The sequence below is a fragment of the Amycolatopsis sacchari genome, from assembly GCF_900114035.1.
Classification (GTDB): domain Bacteria; phylum Actinomycetota; class Actinomycetes; order Mycobacteriales; family Pseudonocardiaceae; genus Amycolatopsis_E; species Amycolatopsis_E sacchari.
In genome coordinates, this window is the sequence record NZ_FORP01000006.1 from 309117 (window position 1) to 334456 (window position 25340).

Here is a 25340-nt window from a genome sequence, read left to right on the forward strand (position 1 = left end):
GTCCTGAGGGGACAGCTCACGTGCACCTGATGGAGGCGCGTGGGAAACTGGCCTGGTGAATCCGGCTGAGCTTCCCACCGCCTCCGTCTCCGAACTCCCCGCCGAGGGCATCACCCTGATCGACGTGCGGGAGGACGACGAGTGGCGCGCCGGGCACGCGCCCGGCGCGATCCACATCCCGCTGGGCGAGCTGCCCGCCCGCGTCGAGGAGCTGTCGAAGCTGCCCGACGACCAGCCGCTCTACGTCGTCTGCCGCTCCGGTGGCCGCTCCGCCCGCGCGACCGCGTGGCTCAACGCCAGCGGCTGGGACGCGGTGAACGTCGCCGGCGGCATGAAGTCCTGGCACGCCGAGGGCAGGCCCGTCGTCGGTGAGCACGGCGACGTGCCGCCGGAGATCCTCTGAAACCCCTATGCAGCCCGGTCGCTACCACTTCCGGCCGCGCGTGCGGTGGGTCGCCTCACCGCCGCCCGGTGCGCTGCCGCCGCGGCCCGTCCGCCCGGTCGAGCGCTACACCGGGCCGCCCCGGTACCCGGTACCGCCGCGCTGGGGTTTCCCGAACCTGACGTGGCGTGAGCCGACGGCCGTGCCCGGCACGCCGTCCGGCTACCCGCGTCCCGTGGAGCGCGTGCGGGTGCTGTCCCGCAACGCGATCACCGTCCTGTGGTTCCTCGCGGGCCTGACCCTGCTCGGGGCGATCGCGGAGTTCTGGCGGTACGCGCTGCTGGTGATCAGCCGCGACTCCGCGCTGCACAGCGACGTGGTGGCGATGTCGGACGCGCTGGAGATCATCTCCTCGCTGCTGTCCGTCGTGTTCGGACTGCTGGCGATCGCGTCGGTGGTGTGGTGGCTGCTCGTCGCCCGGCAGGCGGCGGCCGACGAGAACGGCCACGAGCCGCCCCGCCCGGCGCGTCAGGTGCTGCTCGGCACGCTCGTGCCGGGGCTCAACCTCGTGCTCGCCGGCTCGGTGCTCGCCGAGCTGGAGCACGCCGTGCTGCGCCGCCCTGTCGGCGAACGGCCCCGTCCGTCCCGGCTCGTGCTGGCGTGGTGGGCGGCCTGGCTGCTCGACGCCGTGCTGATGGTGCTGGTGATCGTCTGGCGGTTCCGCGACGGCGTGCAGGCGCAGGCCGACGGGGTGTTCCTCAGCGGGCTGCTCGACCTGTCGGCGGCGTTGCTGGCGGTGCTGACGGCGCTCGTCGTGCACCGGGTGACGAGCCTGCTCGCACCCATCTCCGTCGACAAGCTGCGGCTGCGGCGCGTCGTGGAGGTCAAGGGCGCACCGGCGCCCGCACTGCGGCCGGTGCGCCCGACGACGTCACGCTGAGACCGGCAGCGTCCGCAGGCCGCGGATGACGAACTCCGGCCGCCGCTCCGGTTCGGCCGTCAGGTGGAGTTCCGGCGTCAGTTCGGTGAGCGCGGCGAGTGCGGCCCCGATTTCGATGCGGGCGAGCGGCGCGCCGATGCAGTAGTGGATGCCCGCGCCGAAGCCGAGGTGCTGGTTCGGGGTGCGGCCGAGGTCGAGCCGGTCGGGTTCGGCGAACACCTCCGGGTCACGCGCGGCGGCGCCCAGCAACGCGGCGATCTTCTCGCCCTTCGCGACGCGGAACCCGGCGATCTCGACGTCCTCGGTGGCGGTGCGTTCGAACAGCTGCAGCGGCGAGTCGTAGCGGATGAGCTCCTCGACCGCGGTGTCCAGCAGCGACGGGTCCTCACGCAGGCGACGCCACTGGTCGGGGTTCCGCAGCAGGGCCCACACGCCGTTGCCGATGACGTTCACCGTCGCCTCGTGCCCGGCCATCAGCAGCAGCACCGCGGTGGCGACGACCTCGTCCTCACTGAGTTCGCTCTGCAGGAGGTCGCTGACCAGGTCGTTCCCCGGCTCGCGGCGGCGCTCCTCGGCGAGCGCCCGCAGGTAGGCCACGAACTCACCCGCGGCCTGCTCCGCGGCGCGCTGGCCCTCCGGCGGCAGCCCGTACTCGTACATCTTCACGATCGCGTTCGACCACGGCACGAGCTTCGGGCGGTCCGCCTCGGGCACCGCGAGCAGCTCCGCGATCACCGCGACCGGCAGCGGCTGCGCGAGGTGTTCGAGCAGGTCACCCTCGCCTCGTTCGGCCAGCTCCCCGACCAGCTGCCGGGCGAGCTTGCCCACGGTGGGCCGCAGGCGTTCGACGTGCCCGCGGCCGAACGCCGAGGAGATCGAGCGGCGCAGTCGCGTGTGGACGGGCGGTTCGTTCTCCAGCAGGGAGTTGCGGTGCAGCAGGTTGAACGACACGAACTGCTCGGCGGGCTGCGCGTCGGTCCAGATCCGGCCGAGCGAGCGGTGCCGCAGCACGGCCGACGCGGCGGCGTGCGACACGGCGATGGCCAGCCCCAGCCCTTCGTGCCGGTGCACCTCGCCGTCGGCCCGCAGCCGGGCGAACTCGGGGTACGGATCTGCGAGGAAGTCGGGGTCCTTGGGATCGAACACCCACCGACAGTAACTCGATAGTGGCTTCGGTAGCGTCTGCGGCCGAGCTGTCTGAGGAGGCACCGATGGGCAAGGCCGCGCGGAAGAAGAACAAGGCGCCGAAGGTGCGCGACGTGTTCGTCGCGCAGCCGTTCGAGGGGCTGGCCTTCGAACCGGAACTGATCGCGCTGCGGGAGTTCGTCCCGTCGGCCACCGCGAAGCTGCCCCTCAAGGACGGGGACCGCGAGGTCACCCTCGCCACCGTGCTGCCCGGTGCCGCGGCCGCGTTCGTCCGCACCGACGAGCGCGTGTTCGTCGGGCTGCAGGTGCAGACCCGCTCCTCCGACATCAGCCGCGACCTCGGCCGCTCGCTGAAGTGGGCCCTGGACGCCAAGCCCGGCGACGTGCTGAGCGTGCCGGACACCACCTCCGCCCCCGCCGAGGGGGAGCGGCTGCAGGACCTCCTCGTGACCGACGCCGAGCTGGACGTCACCCTCCACGACAACTTCGACTGGTGGCTGCCCGAGGACACCGAGGCCGAGGGCGACGTGAAGCTCTCGCTGGACCGCGCGAACGAGGCGATCATGCCCACCGAACGCCTCGGCGCCGGCTCGTACTGGGTGCTCGCCGGTGAGAAGGCGCACCTGCGCTGGGTCCGCCCCGAGCCGGAGAACGCCCTGCTGCAAGCGCTTGCGCGGCTGTCGGCGGCCGGTGAGCTGAACCTCGGCGACGGCTCCCGCTACGCCGGTTCCTTCCGCGCCCACGGCCTGCTGGTCCCGGTGTGGGACCTCGACCCCGAGGCGCACGCCCGCGAGTGGGCCGAGCCGGCGAAGCAGCTCGGCGTCCGGCTGGAGGAGGCGCTCGCCTCGCTCGACTCCGAGCCGCTCAACGCCGCCGAGCGCCGTGCGCGCGACGGGCTGATCGGCCGCCAGCTCACCATCCGGTGATCCTGCACATCTGCCCGCGAGCGGACTGGACGGGCGAGGAGTACCGCCCGTCCTCCCTCGACGAAGTGGGCTTCGTGCACTGCTCCGACCCCGGCACCGCGCACCTGCCCGCGAACGCCCTCTACGCCGGGCGCACGGACCTGGTGCTGCTGGAGATCGACCCGGCCCGGCTCGGCGTGCCACTGCGCTGGGAGGAAGGCCTCCCTCGGCACCCGGCGGGCATCTGGTTCCCGCACGTCTACGGGCCGATCCGGCCCGAGGCCGTCGTCGCCGTCCACCCCTTCCCGCCCGGACCCGACGGCACGTTCCGGCTGCCCGACGCGATCGCCCGGCGGTAGCGTTACGGTGACTGTCCCGGGTCGCCAGCGCCGGTGGGGAGGAAGCCGCCGATGACGGGTCAGCTCACGGACTTCGAGGAGTTCGTGCGCACCCACCTGTCCGGGCTCCTGCGGTACGGGCACGCCCTCACCGGCAACCCCCACGACGCGGCCGACCTCGTGCAGACCGTGCTGGAGAAGATCGGCTCGCGGTGGACCCACGTCCAGCGCAAGACCGGCGACCCGCTCGCCTACGTCCGCCGTTCGATGGCGAACGCGCACGTCAGCCGCTGGCGGCGGACCAGGAAGGAGAACCTGGTCGCGGACGTCCCCGACGGGCGCGTGGAGCCCCCGGCCGACCCGTTCGAGCACGAACCGCTGTGGCAGGCGCTGCGCGAGTTGCCGCCGAGGCAACGTGCCGTCATCGTGCTGCGTTACTACGAAGGACTGTCCGAGGTGGAGATCGCGCAGACGCTCGGGATCAGCCAGGGCACGGTGAAGAGCCAGGCCAGCAAGGCGATCGCGAACCTGCGCGGCCGGATCGCAGGCGGGAGGGAAGTGCGTTGACCGACGAGGACGAGCTGGACGCCGAGCTGCGCCGCCTGTTCGCCGACGAGCGGCTCGACGTGCGCCCGCGGGACGACGCGCCGGCCACGATCCTCGCCGGCGCCCGCCGCGTCCGGGCCCGGCGCCGGGCGCTGACCGCGACCGGCGGGGCGCTCACGGCCGTGGTGCTGGTCGCACTCGGCCTGGTGCTGGGCCAGGTGCGCGCACCCCACACCGACACCGCGGCCCCGGTGCGGCAGCCGACGTCGAGCGGTTCGGCGTTCCCGTCCGCGGACTCGCCGTCGCCCAGCGTCGTGGAGCCCGGCAGCTCCGTCGCGGGGCGGGAGCCGGGCACGGCGTCCGGCTCGACGGCGCTCGAGTCGCCCGGCCGGACCTCGTCGGTGTCCTCGCCCGCGAGCACGTCCGTCCCGCGCAGCCAGTCCGTGCAGACGCTCACCGCGCCCGTCCTGGGCCCCGAGGGCTACGGCAAGCTCGCGCTCGGCATGCCGTTCGACGTGGCCGTCCGGACGGGGATGCTGGAGAGGACGGCCGCTCCGCCGGAGCCGTGCGGCACGTACGCGCTCGCCGAGGGCGCCGCGGGCATCCGCACGGTGACCATCTCCGACACCCGCGGCATCGTGGGCTTCGAGGCGAGCGGCGCGCGCACCCCCGAGAGGATCGGGCTCGGCTCGGACAAGGACGACCTGGAGGCCGCCTACCCGAAGCTGGTCGAGACGGCGAACGGGTACACGGTCCCGGCCGGCCCGTCGAGCAACTACGTGTTCCTCCTGGACGACCGGGACCGCGTGGCGGCTCTGCTCCTCGTGGGTCCCGCGACCTGCTGATACGGGCTACAGCGCCCCGCCGGCCACCGGGGGCAGATCGGCGGAGCCGCCGTCGCCCAGACCTTCGCGGGCGAGGTAGGTCTCGACCTCGAACAGGTTGCCGTTCGCGCGGCGCACGACGTTGAGCAGCGTGCTCATCGTCGCCTCCTCCTCGACCTGCTCCTTGAGGAACCACTGCAGGAACTGCTCGCCCTGGTAGTCGTCCTCGTCGCGGGCCGCCTTCATCAGCGCGCGGAAATCGGCGGTGACGCTCTTCTCCTGCTCGAGTGCGAGTTCCACCAGCTCCACCGCTTCGGTGAAGTCGTTGCGGATCTCGCCGGTGCCCGGAATTCCGGCGTAGGAATCGGTGTCCATCAGGTACTGCGTGATGGCGAGCGCGTGGTTGCGCTCCTCGAGCGACTGGCGGTAGAAGAACTTCGCCAGCTGGGGCAGGTCGGCGTTGTCGAACCACACCGCGAGCGCGACGTACTGCTGCGACGCGGTGAACTCGTGCCGCACCTGCTGCTGGAGCAGTTCGTAGAACTTCGAACGCGGTTCTTTCCTGAGGATGGCCATGCACCCATAATAAGGGCCGGAAAAACACTTCTCCGATAAAGGCAAACCTATTTTGGTTAGCCTTTCCTCAATTGTTTCAGGTGAGGCTTTCCTTATCCCAGGGGCTCGCGCACCACCGGGCAGGACATGCAGCGCGGGCCGCCCCGGCCGGAACCCAGCTCCGAGCCGGCGATCGCCAGCACCTCGATCCCGGCCTCTTCCAGGCGGGCGTTGGTCTCGACGTTGCGCTCGTAGCCGACCACGACGCCGGGCGCGAGAGCCAGCGTGTTGTTCCCGTCGTCCCACTGCTCGCGCTCCGCCGTCACGGGGTCGAGGCCGGTGTCGATCACCCGCAGCTTCTCGATGCCCATGGCCTCGGCGGCGGCGTGCAGGAACGGTTCCGGGCCGCTGACCGACAGGGAGCCGTCGTCGCCGGGCCGCATCGTGAACGCGACGAGGGAGTCACGGGCCAGCGGGTACATCACCACCGCGTCCCGGTCGACCATCGTGCACACGGTGTCCAGGTGCATGGTCGCGCGTTCCTGCTGGATGGGCACCGCGAGCACGGTGTGCGCGAGGTCGTCGGCGAACACCGACCGCGCCAGCGACTCGGCACCGGCCGCGGTGGTGCGCTCGCCGACGCCGACGGCCAGCACGCCGGGAGCGAGCAGCATGACGTCACCGCCCTCGACGGGGGCGGAGTGGGCGCCGTACGCGCGGGCGGCGTGCCGGAACCGCGGGTGGTAGGCGTAGACGAGGTCCAGCAGCATCGTCTCGCGGCGCCGGGCAGGCATGGCCAGCGACGAGATCGCGACGCGGTCGGCGATCCACACCGACGAGTCCCGCGTGAACAGCAGGTTCGGCAGCGGGTCGACCGCGAAGTCGTGTGGGTGGTGCATCTTCCGCACCAGCGACGCGCCCTCGGCGGCGGGCAGCTCCTCGAACGTCAGCCCGCCCGTGAGCACCTCGGCGAGCGTGGTGGCGTCCACACCGGACAGGTACGAGCGCAGGGAGTCGGCCAGGGTGCGGCCCAGGCGCAGCTCGTCGACGGCGGCGCCGACCCCGGCCGCGTGGGCGCGGTCGTCCTCCAGCGCCTCCTTCAGCACCTCCACCAGCAGCAGCACCTCGACCCCGCGGCCGCGCAGGACCTCGGCGAAGGCGTCGTGCTCCTGCTGCGCGCGGTCCACCCACGGGATCGAGTCGAACAGCAGCTGGTCGTTGTTGCGCGGGGTGAGCCTTTTGAGCTCGTTGCCCGGCCGGTGCAGGAGAACGGTGCGGAGTGGCCCGACCTCGCTGTCCACCCTGGGTTCAGTCATGCTCCGCACCCTACGGCAGGAAGGACACGTGCCCCTTCAGCAACGAGTAACCCACGAACGACACCACGTCGAGCAGCGTGTGCGCGACGATCAACGGCCACAGCCGGTTCGTCCGCTGCCACACCCGGCCGAACACCAGCCCCATCACGAGGTTGCCGACGAACCCGCCGAAGCCCTGGTAGAGGTGGTAGGAACCGCGCAGCACGGCGGCCGCCAGCACCGCGCTGTTCTCCCGGAACCCCAGCTGCCGCAGCCGGGTCAGCAGGTAGCCGATCACCAGCATCTCCTCGGCGAAGGCGTTGCCGAACGCCGAGAGCGCGAGCACGACCGGCCGCCACCACGTGTCGCCGAGCGTGGACGGGGCGACGGCGAGGTTGAAGCCGAGCTTCCAGCCGACGAAGTACAGCACCAGGCCGGGGATGCCGATCAGCGCGGCGAGCCCGGCGCCCCACAGCGCGTCCCGCCCGCGCCAGCCGAGGCCCACCGACGTGAGCCGGAGCCCCGCGCGCACGAGGAGGTAGCCGCCCAGCGCCCCCCAGCCGACGAGCTGCACGACGCCCAGCAGCTGCGCCAGCAGGTCGATGAGGTTGAGCGCGGCCTGGGGTGCGTTGAGCGCGACGTGCTGTTCGTTCAGCGGGGTCGGCTGCAGCAGCGAGTCCAGCAGCGACAACAGGCTGCGGGCGCCGGACAGACCGAGCGTGATGCCGAAGACGATCAGCAGTTCGGCCTTGATGCGGCGGCGCTCGGCCGCGTCGTCCACGATCGCGGGCCGGTCCGGGCGCTCCGGGCGCAGCCAGTCGCGGGCGACGCTACCTTCGGTGCTCATGGCACCGAAAATAGCGACGGCGGACCGCGTGGGGCGTGAAGAACTCCTGGAGTTCCTGCGCCCGCGGCACCGCGCGATCCTCATGACCACCCGGGCGGACGGCACGCCCCAGCTCTCGCCCGTCACCGCGGGCATCGACACGGACGGCCGTTTTGTCGTCTCGACCTACCCGAAGCGCGCGAAGACCGTGAACATCCGGCGCAACCCGGCCGTCTCGGCGTGCGTGCTCTCCGACGACTGGAACGGCGCGTGGGTGCAGTTCGACGGCACCGCCGAGGTGATCGACATGCCGGACGCGGTGGAACCGCTCGTCGAGTACTTCCGTTGCATCTCCGGGGAGCACCCGGACTGGGACGAGTACCGCGAGGCCATGCGGAAGCAGGGCAAGAGCCTGATCCGCGTGACGATCGAGCGTTGGGGTCCCATCGCCACTGGAGGGTTTCCCGCCGAGGTCGCTCAGTCGCTCTGACGCTGCCCCGCGAGGAAGGGACAGCCGAGCAGGCGGCGGATCTCACCGGAGAGCTGGGCCGGGTCGGTGACGGGGCGCGAGAACGCGAGGCGGACGTCGTGGTCGCCGGAGTCCGCCTCGACGCGCAACCGCAGGCCGAACCGGTCCAGCCCCAGCGGCCGGATGCGGCCGCCCCGCAGCTCCTCCGGCACGTGCCGGGCGAGCTGCTCGACCACGTCCGCGTGCTCGGTCTCCAGGTGCCGCAGCCACTGGGTCTCGTAGTGCGCGAACGGGTCCGGCGAGGCCGCGCTGAACATGTGCGGCCGCAGCGAGTGGGTGCCCTCGGCGTCGGCGAGCACGATCGACGCCGGGGTCAGCCGCAGGAGGCTCGCGCCGTGCCCGACGTCCAGCAGCCGCGGGTCCGGGCGCGTCTCGGCGATGGCCACCACCCGGGCACGGGCCGCGGCGTCCCCGAGCGGCCGCAGCCAGCCGGTGATCCACACCAGGCCGCGGACCGGTTCCCGCAGGTCGACGGGGGCGTGGTCGGCCAGCTCGAACATCACCGCGACCTCGGCGTCGGCGGCGCGGGCGAGCAGCGGGTGCTCGTCGGGCAGCACGATGCTGACGCTGCCGCCTGCGTGCACGTGGTGCAGCACGGGCACGACCCGCTCGCCGCTCTGCGCGGTCGGCACCAGGGTGCCGGGGCAGTCGCGGGTCGCGATCGTCTTGGCCCGCTCGGCGGGCGCCGGTGCGGGCGGACGGCGAAGGGAAGTCTGGGTCACGAGGCCACCTCCTAGTTAGGTGAGCCTAACCTGCCTTGGGGAAAAGGGGAAGTGATCTCGTTGGCCCATCCGGGGTAACGGGGATGTCGCGCGCGGAGCACGGCGCGGTCAGGGCGATGTCCGCCCTGCGGACCCGTTTGTCCGGCTGTCGTACGCTACTAGCGTGTCCCTTGTGTCAAGCGCTGTGGAACTCACGCCCCCCGGCCCTCGCGGAATCCCTCCCCTGTTCGCGCGGCTCGTCGACGACTCGGCGCTGTTCCCCCCGGGGACCGCGACCATGCCGGAAGCGCTGCGGGCGCACTTCGACGCGAGGGCGGGTGAGCGCGCGGGCATGCTCGGCGTGTTCCTGTGCCAGGCCTCGCGCCTGCCGGAGCTGATCACCGAGCTGATCAAGGTGAAGCCGAAGGAGCCGCTGCCGCTGTCGCTGATCATCGACACCGGGCTCGGCGGCGTGCCGAAGGCGATCTCCATCGTCGAGTCCCGCAGCGAGCTGCTGTCCCTGCGCATGGTCGAGATGCCCGCACCGTCCGATGTGGACGAGGTGTGGCTGGAGCGGGTGTCGGAGTTCGTGCCGGAGGACGTGATCCGCGTGGTCGAGCCGCGCCGGGGCGTGGGCTGGCTCGACGGCGTGCGCAAGGTGATCGAGCACGGCAGCTGGCCGAAGATCCGCTGCGGTGGCGTGTCGAGCGAGAACTTCCCCAGCGTGGACGAGGTGGCCGACTTCCTGGCCGTGCTGAGCGGCGCGCCCGGCGCGTCGTTCAAGGCCACCAACAGCCTGCACCGCGCGGTGCGGCACGAGGACCCGGAGACGGGCATCGCGCACCACGGCTTCCTCAACCTGCTGGTGGCGGTCGCGCGCAGCCTGTCCGGCGGGGACGTCCGGGGCGCGCTGTCCTCGACCGACGGGCAGCAGCTGGCCGACGAGGCCCGCGGGTTGTCCGAACCGGCAGCGAAGGCGGTGCGGGCGCTGTTCGCGTCGTACGCCTCCGCGACGTTCGTCGAGCCGATCGCCGACCTCGAGGCGCTCGGGCTGCTGTGACGGCCGAAGGGTCGCTGACCCTGGAGCGCGGCCTCGCCCTGCTGCAGGCGGTCGCCGACGCCGGCGACGAGGCGGCGACCATCTCCGAGCTGGCGGACACCATCGGCGCGAGCCGGGCGGCCGTGTACCGGCTGCTGGTGCCGCTCGGTGACCGCGGCCTCGTGCGGCGGGACGGCAACAAGGTGCGGTTGGGGGTCGCCGTGCTGCGGCTGGCCGAGCAGGTGGTGCCGCAGCTGCGCGAGGTGGCGCGGCCGGTGCTGCGGGCGCTGGCCGAACGGACCGGCGCGACGGCGCACGTGTCGCTCGCGGAGGGCGACCAGATGGAGGTGGTCGCCGTCGCGGAGCCGTCCTCGACCACCGTGCACGTCGCCTACCGGGTGGGCACCCGCCACCCCGTCGGCGCGGGCGCGGCCGGCAAGGCGCTGGGGTTGCGGCAGGGCGGCCGTGGCTGGGCCGTGTCCAGCGGCGACGTCCAGCGCGGGGTGACCGGGCTGGCGGCCCCTGTGCGCGGGGTGCCGGGGCTGCGGGCGAGCGTGGGGGTGCTGGCACTGGGGCCGGTGAAGGCGGACACCGTCGGGCCGCAGGTGGTGGAGGCGGCCGCCGGACTGGCCGCCGCGTTGCGTTAGGCCACCGCCTGCCAGAGCGCGACGAGCGCGAGGGCGGCGAACACGAACCCGGCGCCCCGCTGCAGCAGGTGCGGGCGGATGCGGCTGCGGATCTTGCTGCCGAGGAGCACGGCGAGCCCGGCCACCGCGACCAGTGCGGCGAAGGCACCGATGGCGACCGCGACGGGCTGCCCGTAGCGGGCGGTCAGGCCGGCGGTGGCGAGCTGGGAGGCGTCGCCCCACTCGGCCGCGAACAGCACGCCGAACGAGGTCATGGCCGACCGGAGGAACGTCGCGGGGGCGGGGCCCGAGCGGACGGCGTCCTCGTCGCCTTCCCCACGCCGTGAGAACCCTTCGCGCAGCAACATGAACGCGCCGAGGCCGAACAACGCGGCCACCACCCCCGCCACCGCGTTTTCCGGCAGCAGGGTCAGCACGTGCCCGAACAACACGGCGATGACGCACTGCACCGCGAATGCGACGGAAACCCCGGCGAACACGGGCCACGCCCGGAACCGGGTGGTCAGCACGAGGGTCGCCACCAGCGTTTTGTCGGGTAGCTCCACGGCCAGGACCAGTGCGAACGTGCTGACGAGCGCCAGCAGCGCGGTACTCATGTCGGTTACTGCACCCCTTTCACTGCAACGATAAAGGGGAAAGCGGGGAAAAGGCCAGCAGATCGGAATCGCGAATTGCCCCGGAAGTGCTCGCCAAACTTTTTCTTCGGTACGCCGAAAATAATTTTGTCGCGTGCCGCGCCGCCCGACCGGGACCTAGGTCCCGCCAAGATCAGGACCCCGGGACCTGATGGCGGCCCCCGCGCGCGGGCAGGCTGGACAGCGTGGATGTGCTCCAGCTGGCGAGGTGGCAGTTCGGGATCACGACCGTCTACCACTTCCTCATGGTTCCGCTGACGATCGGGCTCTCGGTGCTCGTCGCAGGCATGCAGACGGCCTGGGTCAGGACCGGGCACGAGCGGTACTACAAGATGACCAAGTTCTGGGGGAAGCTCCTGCTGGTCAACTTCGCGATGGGCGTCGTGACCGGCATCGTGCAGGAGTTCCAGTTCGGGATGAACTGGAACGCGTACTCGCGCTTCGTCGGGGACGTGTTCGGCGCGCCGCTGGCGATGGAGGGCCTGGTCGCGTTCTTCGTCGAGTCGACGTTCCTCGGGTTGTGGATCTTCGGCTGGGACCGGCTGTCGAAGCGGGTCCACCTGGCCTGCGCGTGGGCGTTCTCGCTGGCCACCATCGCGTCGGCGTACTTCATCCTCGCCGCGAACTCCTGGATGCAGCACCCGGTCGGCGTGGACTTCGTCGACGGCAGGCCGAGGATGAACTCGATCTGGGCGGTGCTGACGAACAACACGGCGCTCGCCGCGATCCCGCACACGATCGCCGGGGCGTTCTCGGTGGCCGCCGCGTTCATCGTGGGCGTCGCGGCCTGGCACCTGTGGCGCAAGCGGAACGGCGACGACGAGCACCGCTCGGTGTGGCGGACGTCGTTGCGGCTCGGCGGGTGGGTCGGCGTGGTGGCCTTCGCCGCGCTGGCGATCACCGGCGACACGCAGGGCAAGCTCATGTTCGAGCAGCAGCCGATGAAGATGGCCTCGGCCGAGGCGCTGTGCCACACCGAGCAGCCGGCGAGCTTCTCGATCATCGCGATCGGCGACGTGTCGAAGCAGAACTGCGAGGACGTCAAGACGTTCAACGTGCCCGCGCTGCTGTCGTTCCTCGCGCACAGCGACTTCAAGACCGAGGTCAAGGGCGTGGAGGACCTGGTCGGGCAGTACCAGGCGAAGTACGGGACGAACTACCCCGACGACCCGGCGCTGGGCGAGCTGGCGGGCAAGCCGATCGACTACACGCCGAGCCTGCCGGTCACGTACTGGGGCTTCCGGATCATGATCGGCTTCGGGGCGATCTCGGCGGGGATCGGCGTGCTGGCCCTGTGGGCCAGCCCCTCGCCCGACCGCCACCCCCGACGGAGGCGCTTCGCGCCGCTGGCACACCGCAAGGGCCGCATCCCCGACTCGAAGTGGTTCCCACGGCTCGCGCTGCTGGGCATCGCGACCCCGTTCATCGGCAACAGCGCCGGCTGGATCTTCACCGAGATGGGCCGCCAGCCGTTCGTCGTGGTGCCGAACCCGTCGGGGGTGGACGGGGTGTGGATGTTCACCGCGCAGGCCGTGTCGAACCTGTCCACCGGCGAGGTGTGGACGTCGCTCCTCGCGCTGACCTCGTTGTACGCCGTGCTCGGGGTGGTCGAGGTGTTCCTGATGCGCAAGTACGTGCGGGGCGGGGTCGAGGGCGTGCTGCCGCCGAAGGACGGCCAACCGAAGACCGAGTCGCTGTCCTTCGCCTACTGAACCTGTGGACAACTAGGGATATCTGTGCACAAGCCTGTGGACAACTGTGAGGAGGAGACGCGATGAGCCTGGAAACCCTGTGGTTCTGCGTCATCGTGCTCTTCTGGCTGGGCTACCTGTTCCTTGAAGGGTTCGACTTCGGCGTGGGGATGCTCCTGCCGGTTCTCGGCCGCGACAACACCGAGCGGCGCGTGCTGATCAACACGATCGGCCCGGTGTGGGACGGCAACGAGGTGTGGCTGATCGTCGCCGCCGGTGCGACGTTCGCCGCCTTCCCCGGCTGGTACGCGTCGCTGTTCTCCGGCGCCTACCTGCCGCTGCTGCTCGTGCTGCTCGCGCTCATCGGGCGCGGGGTGGCGTTCGAGTACCGGGGCAAGGTCGACTCGGAGCGCTGGCGGCGCAACTGGGACCGCGTGATCGTGCTCGGCTCGTGGATCCCGCCGCTCGGCGTGGGCCTGCTGCTCACCACGACGGTGCTCGGGCTGCCGCTCGACCCGCACGGCAACCGCGTGGGCTCGGCGTTCGAGGCGGTCCGGTGGGACACGCTGCTCGGCGCGCTGGCCGTGGTCGGGTTCTCGCTCGTGCACGGGGCCGCGTTCCTGGCCCTCAAGACGAGCGGTGAGCTGCGGGAACGCGCGCGGCTGCTGGCCGTGCGGATGCTGCCGGTCGCGCTCGCGCCGCTGGTGCTGCTGCTGGTGGTCGTGCAACTGCGCGAGGGCGCGCTGTGGACGCTGGTGCCGTTGGTGATCGCCGTGGCCGGCGCGGTGACGGCGTGGCGGAGGCTGGTCGTCGACCGTGACGGGCAGGCGTTCGCGGCGCTCGGGGTCACGATCGCGGCCGCCGTGGTGACGTTGTTCGGGGCGCTGTACCCGGACGTCCTTCCGTCCACAGTGGACGCGGCGAACTCGCTCACCATCCACAACGCCTCGTCGAGCCCGTACACACTGGAGGTGATGACGTGGATCGGGGCGTTCGGCGCGCCCGCGGTGCTCGTCTACCAGGGCTGGACGTACTGGGTGTTCCGCAAGCGGATCAGCACAGCGCACATCCCGCCGGTGCACACCCCATGAGCTTTCCCGGTCGCACCACCCTTCCCGCCAAAGCGTCCACAATGGACGCAGTGCGACGGGGAAAGGGACCGCTCGGCGCGCTGCCGGCCTTGTCCGCGGCCGCGCGCCGGGCGCTCGCCCTTGCCGCCGTGCTCTCCCTGCTCAACGCCGCCGCACTGGTGGCGCAGGCGTTCCTGCTCGCGTCGGTCGTCGCCGGGCGGCACGTCGGCCTGCTGTTCGTGTTGTTGGGTGTGGTCGCCGCGCGTGCGCTGGTCGCGTGGGGGCTGCGTATGGTCGCGGCGCGGGCGGCCGCCGGAGCGAAGGAGGAACTGCGTGCGAAGGTCGTCGACCACGCGATGCGCCTCGGCCCGGAGGAGATCGCGGGCCGCGGCCCCGCCGAGCTGACCGCACTGGCGACGCGTGGCCTGGACGCGCTCGACGCGTACTTCACCGAATACCTGCCCGCGCTCGTGACGGCGGCGGTGGTCCCGCTGGGCGCGGGCGCGGCGATCCTGTTCGCCGACTGGCCCTCCGCCGTGATCATCGCGCTGACCGTGCCGCTGCTGCCGGCGTTCGCGATCCTCGTCGGCAAGTACACCGCCGAGCGCTCGGCCGCCGCGACCGACGCCCTGCACCGTCTTTCGGGGCAGCTGCTGGAACTCGTGCGTGCGTTGCCGGTGCTGGCGGCCTTCCGCCGTGCGGAGGCGCAGGCGGAGACGGTCCGCCTGGTCTCCGACCGGCACCGCCGCGCCACGGTGGGCACGCTGCGGGTCGCGTTCTCGTCGGCCTTCGTGCTGGAACTCGCGGCGACGCTGTCGGTCGCGCTCGTCGCGGTGCTCATCGGGGTCCGGCTCGTGGGCGGCGACCTCTCGCTCACGATCGGGCTGGGCGTGCTGATCCTCGCGCCCGAGTGCTACCAGCCGCTGCGCACGGTCGGTGCCGCGTTCCACGCCAGCGAGGACGGCGTCGAGGCGGTGCGCCGGGTGGCGGACGTGCTCGCGCAGCCGGTGCTCCCCGAAGGCACCGTCGTGCCGGAGCCCGGGGAGATCCGCGTCGAAGGGCTGAAGGTTCTGCGGCGCAACGGCTTCGCGCCGGACGGCGAGTCGTTCACCGTCCGCCCCGGCGAGATCACGTGGCTGCGCTCGCCAAGCGGTGCCGGGAAGTCGACGACGCTGGCCGCACTCCTCGGCTTCGTCCGGCCCGCGGCGGGTCATGTCACCATCTCGGATGTCGACCTCCCGAACATCCAGATGTCAACATTCAGACAACGGGTGGCGTGGGTGCCCCAGAACCCGGTGTTCACGAGCGAGACGGTGGGCGAGGAGCTGGCCGGAGCGCTCGGGAAGTGGGCCGGAGCACCCGAGCGGCTTCCCGGGTTGCCGGAGGAGCCGCTGAGCGAGGCGCCCGAGGAGCTGGCCGGAGCGCTCGGGAAGTCGGCCGGGGAGCCCGAGGAGCTGCTGGCCGGACTGCTCGACTCGTTGAACCTCGCGGGTTTGGAGTCCGCGCGGCTCGACCAGCTCTCGCTCGGGCAGCGGCAGCGGGTCGCGGTCGCGCGGGCCCTCGCGCGGCCGGACGCCTGGCTGCTGCTGTTCGACGAACCCACCGCACACCTCGACGCCGCCAACGCCGCCCGCGTCCTGTCCGCGATCGAAACCGCGCGCCGCCGCGGCGCCGCGATCGTCATCGCCGCGCACGAACGACCGGAAGCCGTTGCGGCGCAAGGGCACGCGAAGGTGGTCGTGCCCGCGGCCGAGGCGCCCGGGAGCGTGCACGCGCCCGTCGGGAGTCGGCTGACGGACGATGCCGAGAGCCGAAGCGGCCGCGGCCTCTCCGGGAGTCGGCTGGCGGCCGGGAACCGGAGCCTGCGCGCGCCGGTCGGCAGGCGGTCGGCGGGCGGTGCCGAGAGCTGGAGCCTGCGCAGCCTGCTCGGGAGGCGCTTGGCGAGCGGGACCGGGAGCCGGGGCGGGCGCGGGCTCGTGACTCGACTGTCGGCCGGTGCCGGGAGCCGACGCGGCCGTGGGCCCGCCTCGAACCGGCTGGCGGGCGAGAGCCGGAGCCTGAGCGGCCCCGTCAGCAGGCGATCGCCACACGGCGCCCCGCGCGGAAGCCTGCGCGGCCTCGTCGACCGGCGGTTCGCGGGCGGTGCCGGGCTCGGCGCGCTGGCGCTCCTCGCGGGGCTCGCCCTGACCGCCACCTCGGGCTGGCTCATCGCGAAGGCCGCGGAGCAGCCGCCGATCCTGACACTGACCGTCGCCGTCGTGGGGGTTCGGGCGTTCGGGCTTGCCCGCGCGGGGCTGCGCTACGCGGAACGCCTGACCACGCACGACGCCGCGTTCCGGATCGCCGGGCGGTTGCGCGTGGACCTGTGGCGAAAGCTCGTGCGGCTCGGCCCGGCCCACAGCCTGCGGCACGGCGAAAGCCAGCGACGGCTGGTCGCCGACGTCGACACCGTCCGCGACCTCCTGCCCCGGGTCCTCACGCCGCCCCTGGTCGCGGGGACCGTGCTGGTCGCCGCCGTCGTGGTGCAGACCGCCGTCCTGCCCGCGGCCGGGCTGGTGCTCGCCGTCGCCGTGCTGCTGGGCGCGATCGGGGCACCGCTGCTGGCACTGCACCTCGCCCGCCGCGCCACCGCGGCACTCGCCGACGGGCGGCGCGCCGTCACCGCGAAAGTGCTGGCGCTGTTCGAAAGCGCGGCCGAGCTGCTCGCCTTCGACCGCTACCGCGCCCGGCGCGACGACCTCGCCGCCACCGACACCGAACTGGTCCGCCAGGCGCGCCGGCAGGCGTTCGGCGCCGGCGCCGCGGACGGGCTCATCGTGCTGCTTACCGGCCTCGCGGCGACCGTCAGCACCGGTCTCGCGGTCGGCCGCATCGACGCCGCGCTGGTTCCGGTCGTCGCGCTCGTGCCGCTCGCCCTCGGCGAGGTGCTCGCGCTGCTGCCGCCCGTCGCCCAGCACTGGGACACGCTGCGGGACGCTCGCACGCGGCTGGACCTCGACGTCCCGCCCGCCGAAACGCCCGAGCACGGCGACCACGTCGTCCTGCGCGATGCCGACTTCGCCTGGCCCGGCGGCGCTCCCGTCCTGCGGGGCGTGGACCTCGAGATCCCGGCGGGCACGCGCATCGCGGTGGTCGGGGAGTCGGGCGCGGGGAAGTCGACGCTGCTGGCGGCGCTGCTCGGCTTCCTGCGGCCGGTGCGGGGCAGCGCGGTCGTCCCCGCCGAGGTCGCGTGGGCGCCGCAGGACCCGCAACTGGTGTCGACCACGGTCGCGGAGAACCTGCGCCTCGCCGACCCCCACGCCGACGACGCGCGCCTCACCGAAGCCCTGCGCGTGGCGTGCCTGCCCGAGCTGGCCCTCGACACGGTGCTCACCAGCGGGGGCAGCGGCCTCTCCGGTGGACAGGCGCAGCGGCTAGCGCTCGCCCGCGCCCTCGTGGCGGCTCCCGCCGCACGCCTGGTGCTGCTCGACGAGCCGACCGCCCACCTGGACGAGGCGACCGCCCGCGAGCTGCGCGCGAACCTGCGCGAGGCACTCGCCGACCGCACCGTCGTCCAGGTCACGCACCACCCCGGGGAAGCCGCCGACGCCGACCTCGTGCTGGAGGTGCGGGACGGTCACGTGACGGCACGGGTACCGGAAGGCGTCTACTCTTGACCTCGCTCATGGAACCGACGCTTGCCGCCCACGCACTGTCCGCGGCCACCGAGATCACCACCGCCGCGTTGTCCGGCGACGAGCCGGAGGCCGTGCTCGCCTCCGTCGTGCAGAAGGCCGCGGAGCTGGCCAAGGCCGACCTCGGGCTCGTCATGGTGCGGGCGGAGGACGGCGGCGTCTCGGTCGAGGCCGCGTACGGCTCGCACCCGAAGGACCTGCGCGGGCTGCTGCTGCCCGCCGATTCCGTGGCGGGCCAGGTCGCGCGCGGCGGCGAGACGGTGGTGACCGAGGACTTCACCGTCGACCCGCGCACCGCTCCGCACGTGCCCGGTGAGCTGCGGGACTACGGCCCCTTCGCGGCGGCGCCGTTCGGTGCCGGCGGCCGGGTGCTCGGTTCGCTCGTGGTGTACCGGAAGCGTGGCAGCGAGGCCTTCTCACCCGGCACGGTCGAGGTGCTGACGGCGTTCGCGGGCCAGGTCGGCGTGGTGCTGGCGCTCGCGGAGGGCGCGACGGCGCGGCACCGCGTGACGCTGTACCAGGAGCGCGAGCGGATCGCGCGCGAGCTGCACGACGTCATCGTGCAGCGGTTGTACGCCGCCGGTATGCAGCTGGACCGCGTGCGGCGGCGGATGCGGAAGCGGTTCGCGGGCACGGACGCCGCGCGGCTGGGCGAGGCGATCGACCAGCTGGACCAGACCATCGAGGAGATCCGGGGCACGGTGCGCAGCCTGCGCTCGCCCGCGCCGGAACCCGAGCAGTCGCCGCGCACGGACCTCGCCGAGTCCGCCCGCGACGAGGTGCGCATCGCCGAGGAGCTGCTCGGCTACCCGCCCACGCTGGAGCTGTCCGGCGAGTTCGCCGACATCCCCGCCGAGCGGGCCGACCACATCCGCGCCGCGCTGCGCGAGGCACTGTCCAATGTGGTCCGTCATTCCGGCGCGAGCGAAACGCGCGTGACCCTGCACCGCGACGCGCACGAGGTGCGGCTTCGCGTGCGGGACAACGGTTCCGGCGTGCCGCAGGGTGTCGCGACGCGCGGGCTGCGGCACCTCGCCGAGCGAGCGGAGAGCGCGGGCGGGAAGTTCTACCTCAACTCCTCGCCGAGCCTGGGCACGCTGGTGGCGTTCGACCTGCCGCTGGAGCCGGACAAGCGCGCGAGCTGATCGCGGGCCGCCGCGGCGACGTTCGCGGGCACGCCCAGTTCGCCGAGCATGTCGGCCGCGGCCGACATTTCGTCGGTGCGGCGCTTGGCGTGCTTGTACGAACCGGTCACCAGGCGGTCCACAGTGGACTTGTCGGCGTTGGTCAGCTCGGTGACGATGATCTCCCGCAGCCAGTCCTCCAGGCCCGCCGCCCGTGCCGCTTCGAGCGCCTCGACCACGGCCGCCGACATGCCCTTGAAGAACACGCTGCGCAACAGTTTCCGTTCCGCGGCCAGCCCCGCTTCGCCCGGCAGCACGTCGACCGACGCGCCCAGCGACGTGAGGATTTCCGCGGTCCGCTCCGCCGCCGGGCCGCTGGCGAGCATCGGCACCTTCAACCCGCGCCCGGGCACGGGCGCCATGATCGCGATGTCGGTGAACGGCACCTCCCCGGCGATCCCGGCCAGCTGCCGCTTGAGCCCGGGGGAGCCGGTGTTGAGGTCGGCCCAGATCCCGGTCGTCCTCGGCAGTCCGGCACGCAGCGCGTCGACGGCGGCGGAGGCGCTGTTCACGCTGAGCACGAGGTCGGCGCCCTCGGCGGCCTCGGCCTCGGACGACGTGCCGACGACGCCGTCGGTGGCCGCGACGGCCGGGTCGTACCCTCGGACGACCGCACCCGCGGCGACGAGGTCCCGTGCCAGCGCGCCGCCGGCCTCCCCGAGTCCGAGGACGGCGATCGTGACTGGCGTTCCGGACATAGCGGGCTCCTCGGGGTGGTCAGGCACTACGATCCGATTAGACGAGAGCTGCGACAATATTGTCAACAATCGTCGGCGAGGAGTGGGGAACAGTGAGCGAGGACCAGCCGGTGGTGGTCGCGATCCGCGACGCGATCGTGCGCGGCGAGTTCGTGCCCAATCAGCGGCTGGTCGAGGCCGACCTGTCCGCCCAGTTCTCCGCGAGCCGCGCCAACGTGCGGGCCGCGCTGATCGAGCTGGCGAACGAGGGGCTCGTCGAGCGCGTGCAGAACCGGGGCGCGCGCGTGCGGGCGGTGTCCATCGAGGAAGCGGTCGAGATCTCCGAAGTGCGGATGATGCTCGAAGCGCTGTGCGCGGCGAAGGCGGCGGAGCGGATCAGCGACGAGGAGATCGCGGAGCTGCGGCAGCTGGGCGAGGACATGCGCCAGGCCGTCGCGGGCGGTGACGTCGTCGGCTACTCGGCGCTCAACCAGCGGCTGCACCTGCGGGTGCGGGAGATCAGCGGGCAGCGCACGGCCGCGCAGGTGCTGGAACGGCTGCGCGGCCAGAGCGTGCGGCACCAGTTCCGCCTCGCCATGCGCCCCGGTCGCCCGTCGGTCTCGCTGCCCGAGCACCTGGCGATCATCGACGGCATCTGCGCGCACGACCCGGAGCGCGCCCAGGCCGCCGCGCGGGCGCACCTGGAGAGCGTGATCAAGGCGCTCCGCGAGGCCGACGGCGACGTCATCCGCCCCTGACGTCACGTGTCCGCGGCTTCGTGCAACCCGTTGTGCCGGTTGAGTCCTCCCGTGATGCGGGTGACCGCGCGGCGCGGCAACGCCCGCGGCGCCCACGTCGCCACCCGGTGGACGAGACGGCCGGGGTAGGAAACGGTCCTGCCGCGGGCGAAGTCGTCGAGCGTCTTCGCCGCCACGGATTCGGGGGAATCGGCGAAGCGGGGGTCGATGGTGGCGGTGGTGCCGTCGAAGAACCCGGTGTCCACCGCTCCCGGGTGGGCCGCCATGATCCGCACCCCGCTGCCCCGCGTCTCCTCGGCGAGCGCTTCGGTGAAGGACAGGACGAAGGCCTTCGTCGCGGCGTAACCGGCCTGGTAGGGCATCGGCTGGAAGGCCGCGGTGGAGGCGACGTTGATGATGCCGCCCGAGCCCCGCGCCAGCATCTCGCGCCCGATGCGGTGGGTCAGCGTCATCAAGCCCGTGACGTTGAGCGCCACCGCACGCAGGTTCTGCTCGAACGGGCGGCCGAAGAACGGGCCGACCGGACCGTAGGCCGCGTTGTTGAGCAGCAGATCGACCGGCATGGCCAGCGCATCGACCGCGGAAGGGGCGGCGAGATCGGCCGGTATCGCCTCGACCTTGACGCCGTGCCGGTCGCGGATCGTCGTGGCGAGTTCGCGCAGTGCCGCGCCGGACCGGGCGACGAGCACGAGGTTCGCGCCGCGCGCGGCCAGTTCGAGGGCGTACGCCCGGCCCAGCCCCCTCGACGCCCCGGTGACCATCGCCGTCGTGCCGCGGAACTCGTATACGTGCCCTCCCTGGTAGTTCGAGGCTCGAACTTCTAGCGGGCACCGTAACAGCTTCGAGGCTCGAAGGAAATGCTAGGCTGCCGCCGTGGGTGAGCGGGAGCTGGCGGCGGCCGTGCGGGCCAACCACGAGGTCTTCCTGCGCACCGCGGACCGCATCGGCCCGGTGCTGGCGGCCCACGGGCTGACCGAAGCCACCGCGCAGGCCCTGCTGATGATCGATCCCGACGAGGCGCCCCCGTCGATGAAGACCATGGCCGAGCGGCTCCACTGCAACGCGCCCAACCTGAGCTTCGTCACCAACCAGCTCGTCACCCGCGGCCTGGTCGAACGCGTGGCGGACACGCGCGACCGGCGGTCCCGGGCGCTGGTCCTCACGGGCGAAGGACGGCGGGTGCGTGCCGAAGTCGAGCGGGAAACGCTGCGGCGCAGCCCGTTCTCCCGGCTGGACGCGGACGAGCTGAAGACGCTGGTGTCGCTTTTGGACCGGGCGCTGGAGCAGTCCTAGCGCGCCACGCCCTCCACGGTTTCCAGCACCGTGCCGAGCAGCGCGGCCAGCGTCCGGCGGTCCTCTTCGGACAGGTTCGCCAGCGCCGTCCGCTCGGCCGCGAGCTGCTGGGGCAGCAGTTCGTCGATCAGCTCGACGCCCTTGTCGGTCAGCCGCACCTGCACGACGCGCCGGTCGCGCTCGCTCGCCGTGCGGGAGACCAGGCCCATGCGGGCGAGCCGGTCGAGCCGCTTGGTGATCGCCGCGCCCGAGGACAGCATTTCGCGGCTGATCTGCCCGGGGTTGAGCACTTCGTTGCGCCGCAACGCACACAGCACGTCGAACTCGGCCCGCGTCAGCTCGTGCCCGGCGAGCAGGTCGTCGGTGTCGCGGCGGATCAGGGACGCGAGCCGCAGCACGCGGCCGATCACCGCCATGCCGGAGGTGTCCAGCTCGGGCCGCACCTCACCCCACTGGCGCCGGACTCTGTCGATGAGATCGCTCACCGGAACGCTCCTTCGGGCCGGTTACTTCGATAGTATTTTACCTGTGAAATATGTGGACCGTCACGACCTCCGCCGAGCGCTCGCCCTCCACGGCTGGTGGCGGCTGCGCCCGGTGGCGGGGCCTGCCGGGACCTCGGCACTGCGGGCCATGACCGGGGCGAACATAGTCCTCGTCGCGGTGGTGCTCGCAGGGCACACCGCCTTGGCGCCCGCCGCCGCGTTCGGCGGGATGACGGCGGTGCACGCGAGGTTCGCGCCCTACCCCGTGCGCGCGCGGCTGCTCGCCGCCGTCGGCGCCGGGCTCGTGCTGTGCGTGGCGCTCGGCAGCGTGGTCGCGGCCGCGGGCTGGGGACCCGTGCCGGTGGCGGTGCTGGTCGCCGTCGTCGCGGCCGTGGCGAAACTGCTCACCGACGCGGTCGCCGCCGGCCCGCCCGGCGGGCTGATCTTCGTGTTCGCCGTCGCGACGACCGCCGTGCTGCCGGTGTCGTGGTCGCAGGCGGCGGTGCAGACGGGTGTCGCCGCACTCGCCGCCGTCGTCGCGTGGTGCGTGGGCATGGCGGGCTGGTTGTTCTTCCGCGAGCCGCACGAGAAAGCGCCTTCCTGGCGGGAAAGCCTGCTGGCCGCCGTGCGCCTGCCGTCGCACGAACTGCCGCGGGCGGCGAAGGTCGGCCTCGGGGTGCTCGCCGCCGGGCTGCTCGCGCACTTCCTGCACCTCGGTCACCCGTACTGGACGATGATCGCGGCCGCCGCCGTGCTGCAGTCCACCCACCTCAACCACACGGTGCACCGCACGGTCCAGCGCGTGCTCGGCACGCTCGTCGGGGTGGTGCTCGGCGGTCTGCTGCTCGCCGCCGACCTGCCGACGCCCGCGAAGCTCGCGTGCATCGTCGTCGCGCTGTTGTGCGGGGAGCTGACGGTCATCCGCAACTACGCGCTCGCGATGGTCTTCATCACCCCGCTCACGCTGCTGCTGAGCTCGCTGCTCACCCCGCCGGACGCGTTCGGCCTCGCGTCGGACCGGCTGCTCGACACCGTCCTCGGCGCGCTCGCCGGGCTCGCCGCGGCGCTCGTCCGGCCCGGCCGCGGCTACTCGCTGGCGGCCGCGTGACTACTTCCCGCGGCGCGCGACCCACGCCGCGGCCTGCGTGCGCCGCTGCATGCCGAGCTTCGCGAGCACCGACGTCACGTAGTTCTTGACGGTCTTCTCCGCCAGGAACAGCCGTTCGGCGATCTCCCGGTTGGACAGCCCGTCGCCGATCAGCTCCAGCACGCTGCGCTCGCGTTCGGTGAGCTGGTCGAGCTCGTCCTCCCGCGGGTGGCGCAGCTTGTCCAGCACGCGGGCGGTGGTGAGCGGGTCCAGCAGCGAGCGCCCGGCGGCCACCTCGCGCACGGCGTTCACGACGTCCTGCCCGCGCACCTGCTTGAGCAGGTAGCCCGAGGCCCCGGCCATGATCGCGCCGACCATGGCCTCCTCGTCGTCGAACGCGGTGAGCACGAGGCACTGCGGGGGGTTCGGCTTGGAGCGCAGCTCGCGGCACAGCGCCACGCCGTCCCCGTCGCCGAGCCGCACGTCCACCACCGCCACGTCGGGCTCGACGTGCATCGCCACCGCGAGCGCCTCGTCGGCGCTGCTCGCCTCCGCGACCACCTCGATGTCCGGCTCGTCGCTCAGCAGCTCCCGCAGCCCGCGCCGGACCACCTCGTGATCGTCGACGAGCAGCACCTCGATGGCCATACCTGAAGAGTAGAGCCACGCGCAGCGTGTCCGAGGGGGCGGTGGTCGGGCGAGGGGCCGGCCTAATGGGCCCAGATCCGCCGTGACGCGCCTTCCGGGTCGGACTCCACGGTGACCTCCGTGTCCCAGATCCGCGCCAGGCGCTCACCCGGTTCGTACTCGGGCCAGCCGGGGTCGCCGGTCGCGGCGAAGGACGTCCACGCCTTGCGGAACTCCTCGGACAGCGCCGTCGCCTCGGGCGGCACCGGGCTGCCGAGCAGCATCGCGCCGAGCTGCCCGTCGAAGTTGCCGAACGTCAGCGGCAGGTCGAGCCCGTGGCAGCAGCCCAGCAGACCGCCGAACGCCGGGCTGGGCCAGGTCAGCTCGTACAGGAACGTGCGGCCGGGGTGGTTCTGCGCGCACCACGTCGTCGGCATGCGGAAGATCGCGTCGGACATGATCAGCACGTAGAGGTCCGGGTCGGACAGCTGCGGGTACGCCGTGCGGTAGCCGTCGATCGACGCGCCCACCGCGGCGGCCGTCGCCGCCGGGTCCTTCGCGGTCACGTCCTCGTTCGCGGAGAACAGGCGGTACTCGTCCCGGTTGAACCCCACGACCAGGTCGACCTCGCCCCGCAGCCGCTCCCACGGCAGCCCCGCGACGACGTCCCCGTCGATGACGGGGCCGAAGGGCGTGATCGTGCCCGGCACGGCCTGCACGCCGTGGATCGCCTCGGACGGCAACGCGCCGAACGCCTCCGCGGTCAGCTCCGCGCCGAGCGCGGCGGCGATCCGTGCCGCGGTCGCGCGGGCGGTGTCCTCGGACTGGAACCCGCCGGCGACGCTCTGCCCGATCGCCCGGTGGAACAGCCCGCGCCCGGCCTCGGCGGCGGTCAGGGCGGCCACGGCGGTGCCACCGGCGGACTCCCCGAAGAGCGTCACGTTGTCCGGGTCGCCCCCGAAGGCGCGGATGTTGTCCTGCACCCAGCGCAGTGCCGCGAGCTGGTCGAGGAACGCCCGGTTGCCCGCCGAATCCGGCAGCCAGCCGAACCCCTCGAACCCCACCCGGTAGTTCAGCGACACGACGACCACGCCGCCGCGGGCGAGGTTCGCGCCGTCGTACTCCGGCTGCCGCGACGTGCCCACGATGTACGCGCCGCCGTAGAGCCACACCATGACCGGCAGGCCGCTCGCGCCGGGATCCGGGGTCCAGACGTTGACGGTCAGGCACTCCGGGTCGTCGCCGGGCGTCCAGCTCGACGGCACCCCCGGCAGCAGCGTGCTCTGCGGGACGTCGGCGCTGTAGCGCGTGGCGTCGCGGGTGCCTTCCCACTGCTCCGGTGGTTGTGGCGGCAGGAACCGCCGGACACCGTCGAGGGGTGCGGCGTAGGGGATGCCGCGGAAGGCGCTGACCCCGTCGGTCGTCTGGCCGCGCACGGCGCCGTGTGTCGTCTGCACTCGAGGTTCCACGATCCAGATCTACCACG

27 protein-coding genes are annotated in these 25340 nt (G+C 72.6%); 16 read left to right on the forward strand and 11 right to left on the reverse strand.

Features of this window, described 5'->3' with window-relative positions; all coding sequences use genetic code 11:
- Positions 1-52 precede the first annotated feature (52 nt).
- Both BMZ92_RS13645 and BMZ92_RS13650 read left to right on the forward strand, forming a co-directional pair.
- Positions 53-403 (forward strand): rhodanese-like domain-containing protein, encoded by a 351-nt coding sequence (locus tag BMZ92_RS13645; RefSeq protein ID WP_177228686.1) that lies wholly within the window; start codon positions 53-55, stop codon positions 401-403.
- Between the two features lie 7 nt (positions 404-410).
- Complete coding sequence (locus BMZ92_RS13650; protein WP_091506921.1) at positions 411-1322, forward strand: DUF4328 domain-containing protein; 912 nt, start codon at positions 411-413, stop codon at positions 1320-1322.
- Here the strand turns inward: BMZ92_RS13650 and BMZ92_RS13655 are convergent.
- Positions 1314-2468 carry a cytochrome P450 gene (locus BMZ92_RS13655; protein ID WP_091506924.1) on the reverse strand — a complete coding sequence of 385 codons (1155 nt, stop codon included), beginning with the start codon at positions 2466-2468 and terminating at the stop codon, positions 1314-1316. The two genes, BMZ92_RS13650 and BMZ92_RS13655, sit on opposite strands and share 9 nt — an antisense overlap.
- A 65-nt stretch (positions 2469-2533) precedes the next feature.
- On the opposite strand from BMZ92_RS13655, the gene BMZ92_RS13660 reads away from it, so the two are divergent.
- Genes BMZ92_RS13660 through BMZ92_RS13675 form a run of 4 tightly spaced genes read left to right on the forward strand, consistent with a single transcriptional unit; the run spans position 2534 to position 5102 of the window.
- A complete protein-coding gene (locus BMZ92_RS13660) occupies positions 2534-3394 on the forward strand; it encodes a DUF5926 family protein (protein WP_091506927.1) in 861 nt (286 codons plus the stop codon).
- The gene (locus BMZ92_RS13665; protein WP_091506929.1) at positions 3391-3732 is read left to right on the forward strand and encodes a DUF952 domain-containing protein; all 342 of its coding nucleotides are present in this window, start codon (positions 3391-3393) and stop codon (positions 3730-3732) included. Before BMZ92_RS13660 ends, BMZ92_RS13665 begins: the two co-directional genes overlap by 4 nt.
- 51 nt (positions 3733-3783) lie before the next feature.
- The gene (locus tag BMZ92_RS13670) at positions 3784-4278 is read left to right on the forward strand and encodes a SigE family RNA polymerase sigma factor (protein WP_091506931.1); all 495 of its coding nucleotides are present in this window, start codon (positions 3784-3786) and stop codon (positions 4276-4278) included.
- On the forward strand, positions 4275-5102 hold the full coding sequence (locus tag BMZ92_RS13675; protein WP_091506934.1) for a hypothetical protein: 828 nt from the start codon (positions 4275-4277) through the stop codon (positions 5100-5102). The genes BMZ92_RS13670 and BMZ92_RS13675 overlap by 4 nt, the downstream gene beginning before the upstream one ends.
- 6 nt (positions 5103-5108) lie before the next feature.
- Here the strand turns inward: BMZ92_RS13675 and BMZ92_RS13680 are convergent, their stop codons facing one another.
- The 3 genes from BMZ92_RS13680 to BMZ92_RS13690 form a co-directional block, all read right to left on the reverse strand.
- Complete coding sequence (locus tag BMZ92_RS13680) at positions 5109-5657, reverse strand: ferritin (protein ID WP_091506937.1); 549 nt, start codon at positions 5655-5657, stop codon at positions 5109-5111.
- A 92-nt stretch (positions 5658-5749) separates the two neighbouring features.
- Entirely contained in the window at positions 5750-6952 is a 1203-nt protein-coding gene (locus BMZ92_RS13685; RefSeq protein WP_091506940.1) for an arginine deiminase, read from the reverse strand.
- A gap of 10 nt (positions 6953-6962) precedes the next feature.
- On the reverse strand, positions 6963-7778 hold the full coding sequence (locus BMZ92_RS13690) for a CPBP family intramembrane glutamic endopeptidase (protein ID WP_091506943.1): 816 nt from the start codon (positions 7776-7778) through the stop codon (positions 6963-6965).
- On the opposite strand from BMZ92_RS13690, the gene BMZ92_RS13695 reads away from it, so the two are divergent.
- Positions 7777-8247 (forward strand): PPOX class F420-dependent oxidoreductase, encoded by a 471-nt coding sequence (locus BMZ92_RS13695; protein ID WP_091506946.1) that lies wholly within the window; start codon positions 7777-7779, stop codon positions 8245-8247. The genes BMZ92_RS13690 and BMZ92_RS13695 overlap by 2 nt on opposite strands.
- Here the strand turns inward: BMZ92_RS13695 and BMZ92_RS13700 are convergent.
- Positions 8235-9008 (reverse strand): DUF2470 domain-containing protein, encoded by a 774-nt coding sequence (locus BMZ92_RS13700; RefSeq protein WP_091506947.1) that lies wholly within the window; start codon positions 9006-9008, stop codon positions 8235-8237. The two genes, BMZ92_RS13695 and BMZ92_RS13700, sit on opposite strands and share 13 nt — an antisense overlap.
- A 184-nt stretch (positions 9009-9192) precedes the next feature.
- Between BMZ92_RS13700 and BMZ92_RS13705 the strand changes: the two genes are divergently transcribed.
- Both BMZ92_RS13705 and BMZ92_RS13710 read left to right on the forward strand, forming a co-directional pair.
- Positions 9193-10047: a hypothetical protein gene (locus tag BMZ92_RS13705; RefSeq protein ID WP_281245170.1), complete on the forward strand. Its 855-nt coding sequence runs from the start codon at positions 9193-9195 to the stop codon at positions 10045-10047.
- On the forward strand, positions 10044-10673 hold the full coding sequence (locus BMZ92_RS13710; protein WP_091506950.1) for an IclR family transcriptional regulator: 630 nt from the start codon (positions 10044-10046) through the stop codon (positions 10671-10673). Before BMZ92_RS13705 ends, BMZ92_RS13710 begins: the two co-directional genes overlap by 4 nt.
- On the opposite strand, the gene BMZ92_RS13715 is transcribed toward BMZ92_RS13710, so the two are convergent.
- Positions 10670-11269: a TMEM165/GDT1 family protein gene (locus BMZ92_RS13715; protein WP_177228676.1), complete on the reverse strand. Its 600-nt coding sequence runs from the start codon at positions 11267-11269 to the stop codon at positions 10670-10672. The genes BMZ92_RS13710 and BMZ92_RS13715 overlap by 4 nt on opposite strands.
- Before the next feature lie 224 nt (positions 11270-11493).
- Between BMZ92_RS13715 and BMZ92_RS13720 the strand changes: the two genes are divergently transcribed.
- From BMZ92_RS13720 to BMZ92_RS13735, 4 genes are all read left to right on the forward strand, one after another.
- The gene (locus BMZ92_RS13720) at positions 11494-13020 is read left to right on the forward strand and encodes a cytochrome ubiquinol oxidase subunit I (RefSeq protein WP_091506952.1); all 1527 of its coding nucleotides are present in this window, start codon (positions 11494-11496) and stop codon (positions 13018-13020) included.
- Positions 13021-13082: 62 nt separating this feature from the next.
- Positions 13083-14090, forward strand: coding sequence for a cytochrome d ubiquinol oxidase subunit II (gene cydB / locus BMZ92_RS13725; protein WP_091506955.1), 1008 nt, complete (start codon positions 13083-13085; stop codon positions 14088-14090).
- A 41-nt stretch (positions 14091-14131) separates the two neighbouring features.
- Entirely contained in the window at positions 14132-17725 is a 3594-nt protein-coding gene (gene cydD / locus BMZ92_RS13730) for a thiol reductant ABC exporter subunit CydD (protein WP_091506958.1), read from the forward strand.
- 8 nt (positions 17726-17733) lie between these two features.
- A complete protein-coding gene (locus BMZ92_RS13735) occupies positions 17734-18888 on the forward strand; it encodes a GAF domain-containing sensor histidine kinase (protein WP_091506960.1) in 1155 nt (384 codons plus the stop codon).
- On the opposite strand, the gene BMZ92_RS13740 is transcribed toward BMZ92_RS13735, so the two are convergent.
- The gene (locus tag BMZ92_RS13740; RefSeq protein ID WP_091506961.1) at positions 18810-19625 is read right to left on the reverse strand and encodes an NAD(P)-dependent oxidoreductase; all 816 of its coding nucleotides are present in this window, start codon (positions 19623-19625) and stop codon (positions 18810-18812) included. The two genes, BMZ92_RS13735 and BMZ92_RS13740, sit on opposite strands and share 79 nt — an antisense overlap.
- A gap of 92 nt (positions 19626-19717) precedes the next feature.
- Between BMZ92_RS13740 and BMZ92_RS13745 the strand changes: the two genes are divergently transcribed.
- Complete coding sequence (locus BMZ92_RS13745) at positions 19718-20362, forward strand: GntR family transcriptional regulator (RefSeq protein WP_091506964.1); 645 nt, start codon at positions 19718-19720, stop codon at positions 20360-20362.
- 2 nt (positions 20363-20364) lie between these two features.
- On the opposite strand, the gene BMZ92_RS13750 is transcribed toward BMZ92_RS13745, so the two are convergent.
- Positions 20365-21123 (reverse strand): SDR family NAD(P)-dependent oxidoreductase, encoded by a 759-nt coding sequence (locus BMZ92_RS13750; RefSeq protein ID WP_091506966.1) that lies wholly within the window; start codon positions 21121-21123, stop codon positions 20365-20367.
- A gap of 112 nt (positions 21124-21235) precedes the next feature.
- Between BMZ92_RS13750 and BMZ92_RS13755 the strand changes: the two genes are divergently transcribed.
- Positions 21236-21655: a MarR family winged helix-turn-helix transcriptional regulator gene (locus BMZ92_RS13755; protein ID WP_091506969.1), complete on the forward strand. Its 420-nt coding sequence runs from the start codon at positions 21236-21238 to the stop codon at positions 21653-21655.
- Here BMZ92_RS13755 and BMZ92_RS13760 read toward each other — a convergent pair.
- Entirely contained in the window at positions 21652-22140 is a 489-nt protein-coding gene (locus tag BMZ92_RS13760) for a MarR family winged helix-turn-helix transcriptional regulator (RefSeq protein WP_245783037.1), read from the reverse strand. The genes BMZ92_RS13755 and BMZ92_RS13760 overlap by 4 nt on opposite strands.
- A 43-nt stretch (positions 22141-22183) precedes the next feature.
- Between BMZ92_RS13760 and BMZ92_RS13765 the strand changes: the two genes are divergently transcribed.
- Positions 22184-23248, forward strand: a complete 1065-nt coding sequence (locus BMZ92_RS13765; protein WP_245783038.1) for an FUSC family protein — start codon at positions 22184-22186, stop codon at positions 23246-23248.
- On the opposite strand, the gene BMZ92_RS13770 is transcribed toward BMZ92_RS13765, so the two are convergent.
- Together BMZ92_RS13770 and BMZ92_RS13775 are read right to left on the reverse strand one after the other, a co-directional pair.
- Entirely contained in the window at positions 23249-23875 is a 627-nt protein-coding gene (locus tag BMZ92_RS13770; protein WP_091506973.1) for a response regulator, read from the reverse strand.
- Between the two features lie 62 nt (positions 23876-23937).
- Entirely contained in the window at positions 23938-25311 is a 1374-nt protein-coding gene (locus BMZ92_RS13775; RefSeq protein WP_245783039.1) for a carboxylesterase/lipase family protein, read from the reverse strand.
- Positions 25312-25340 lie beyond the last annotated feature (29 nt).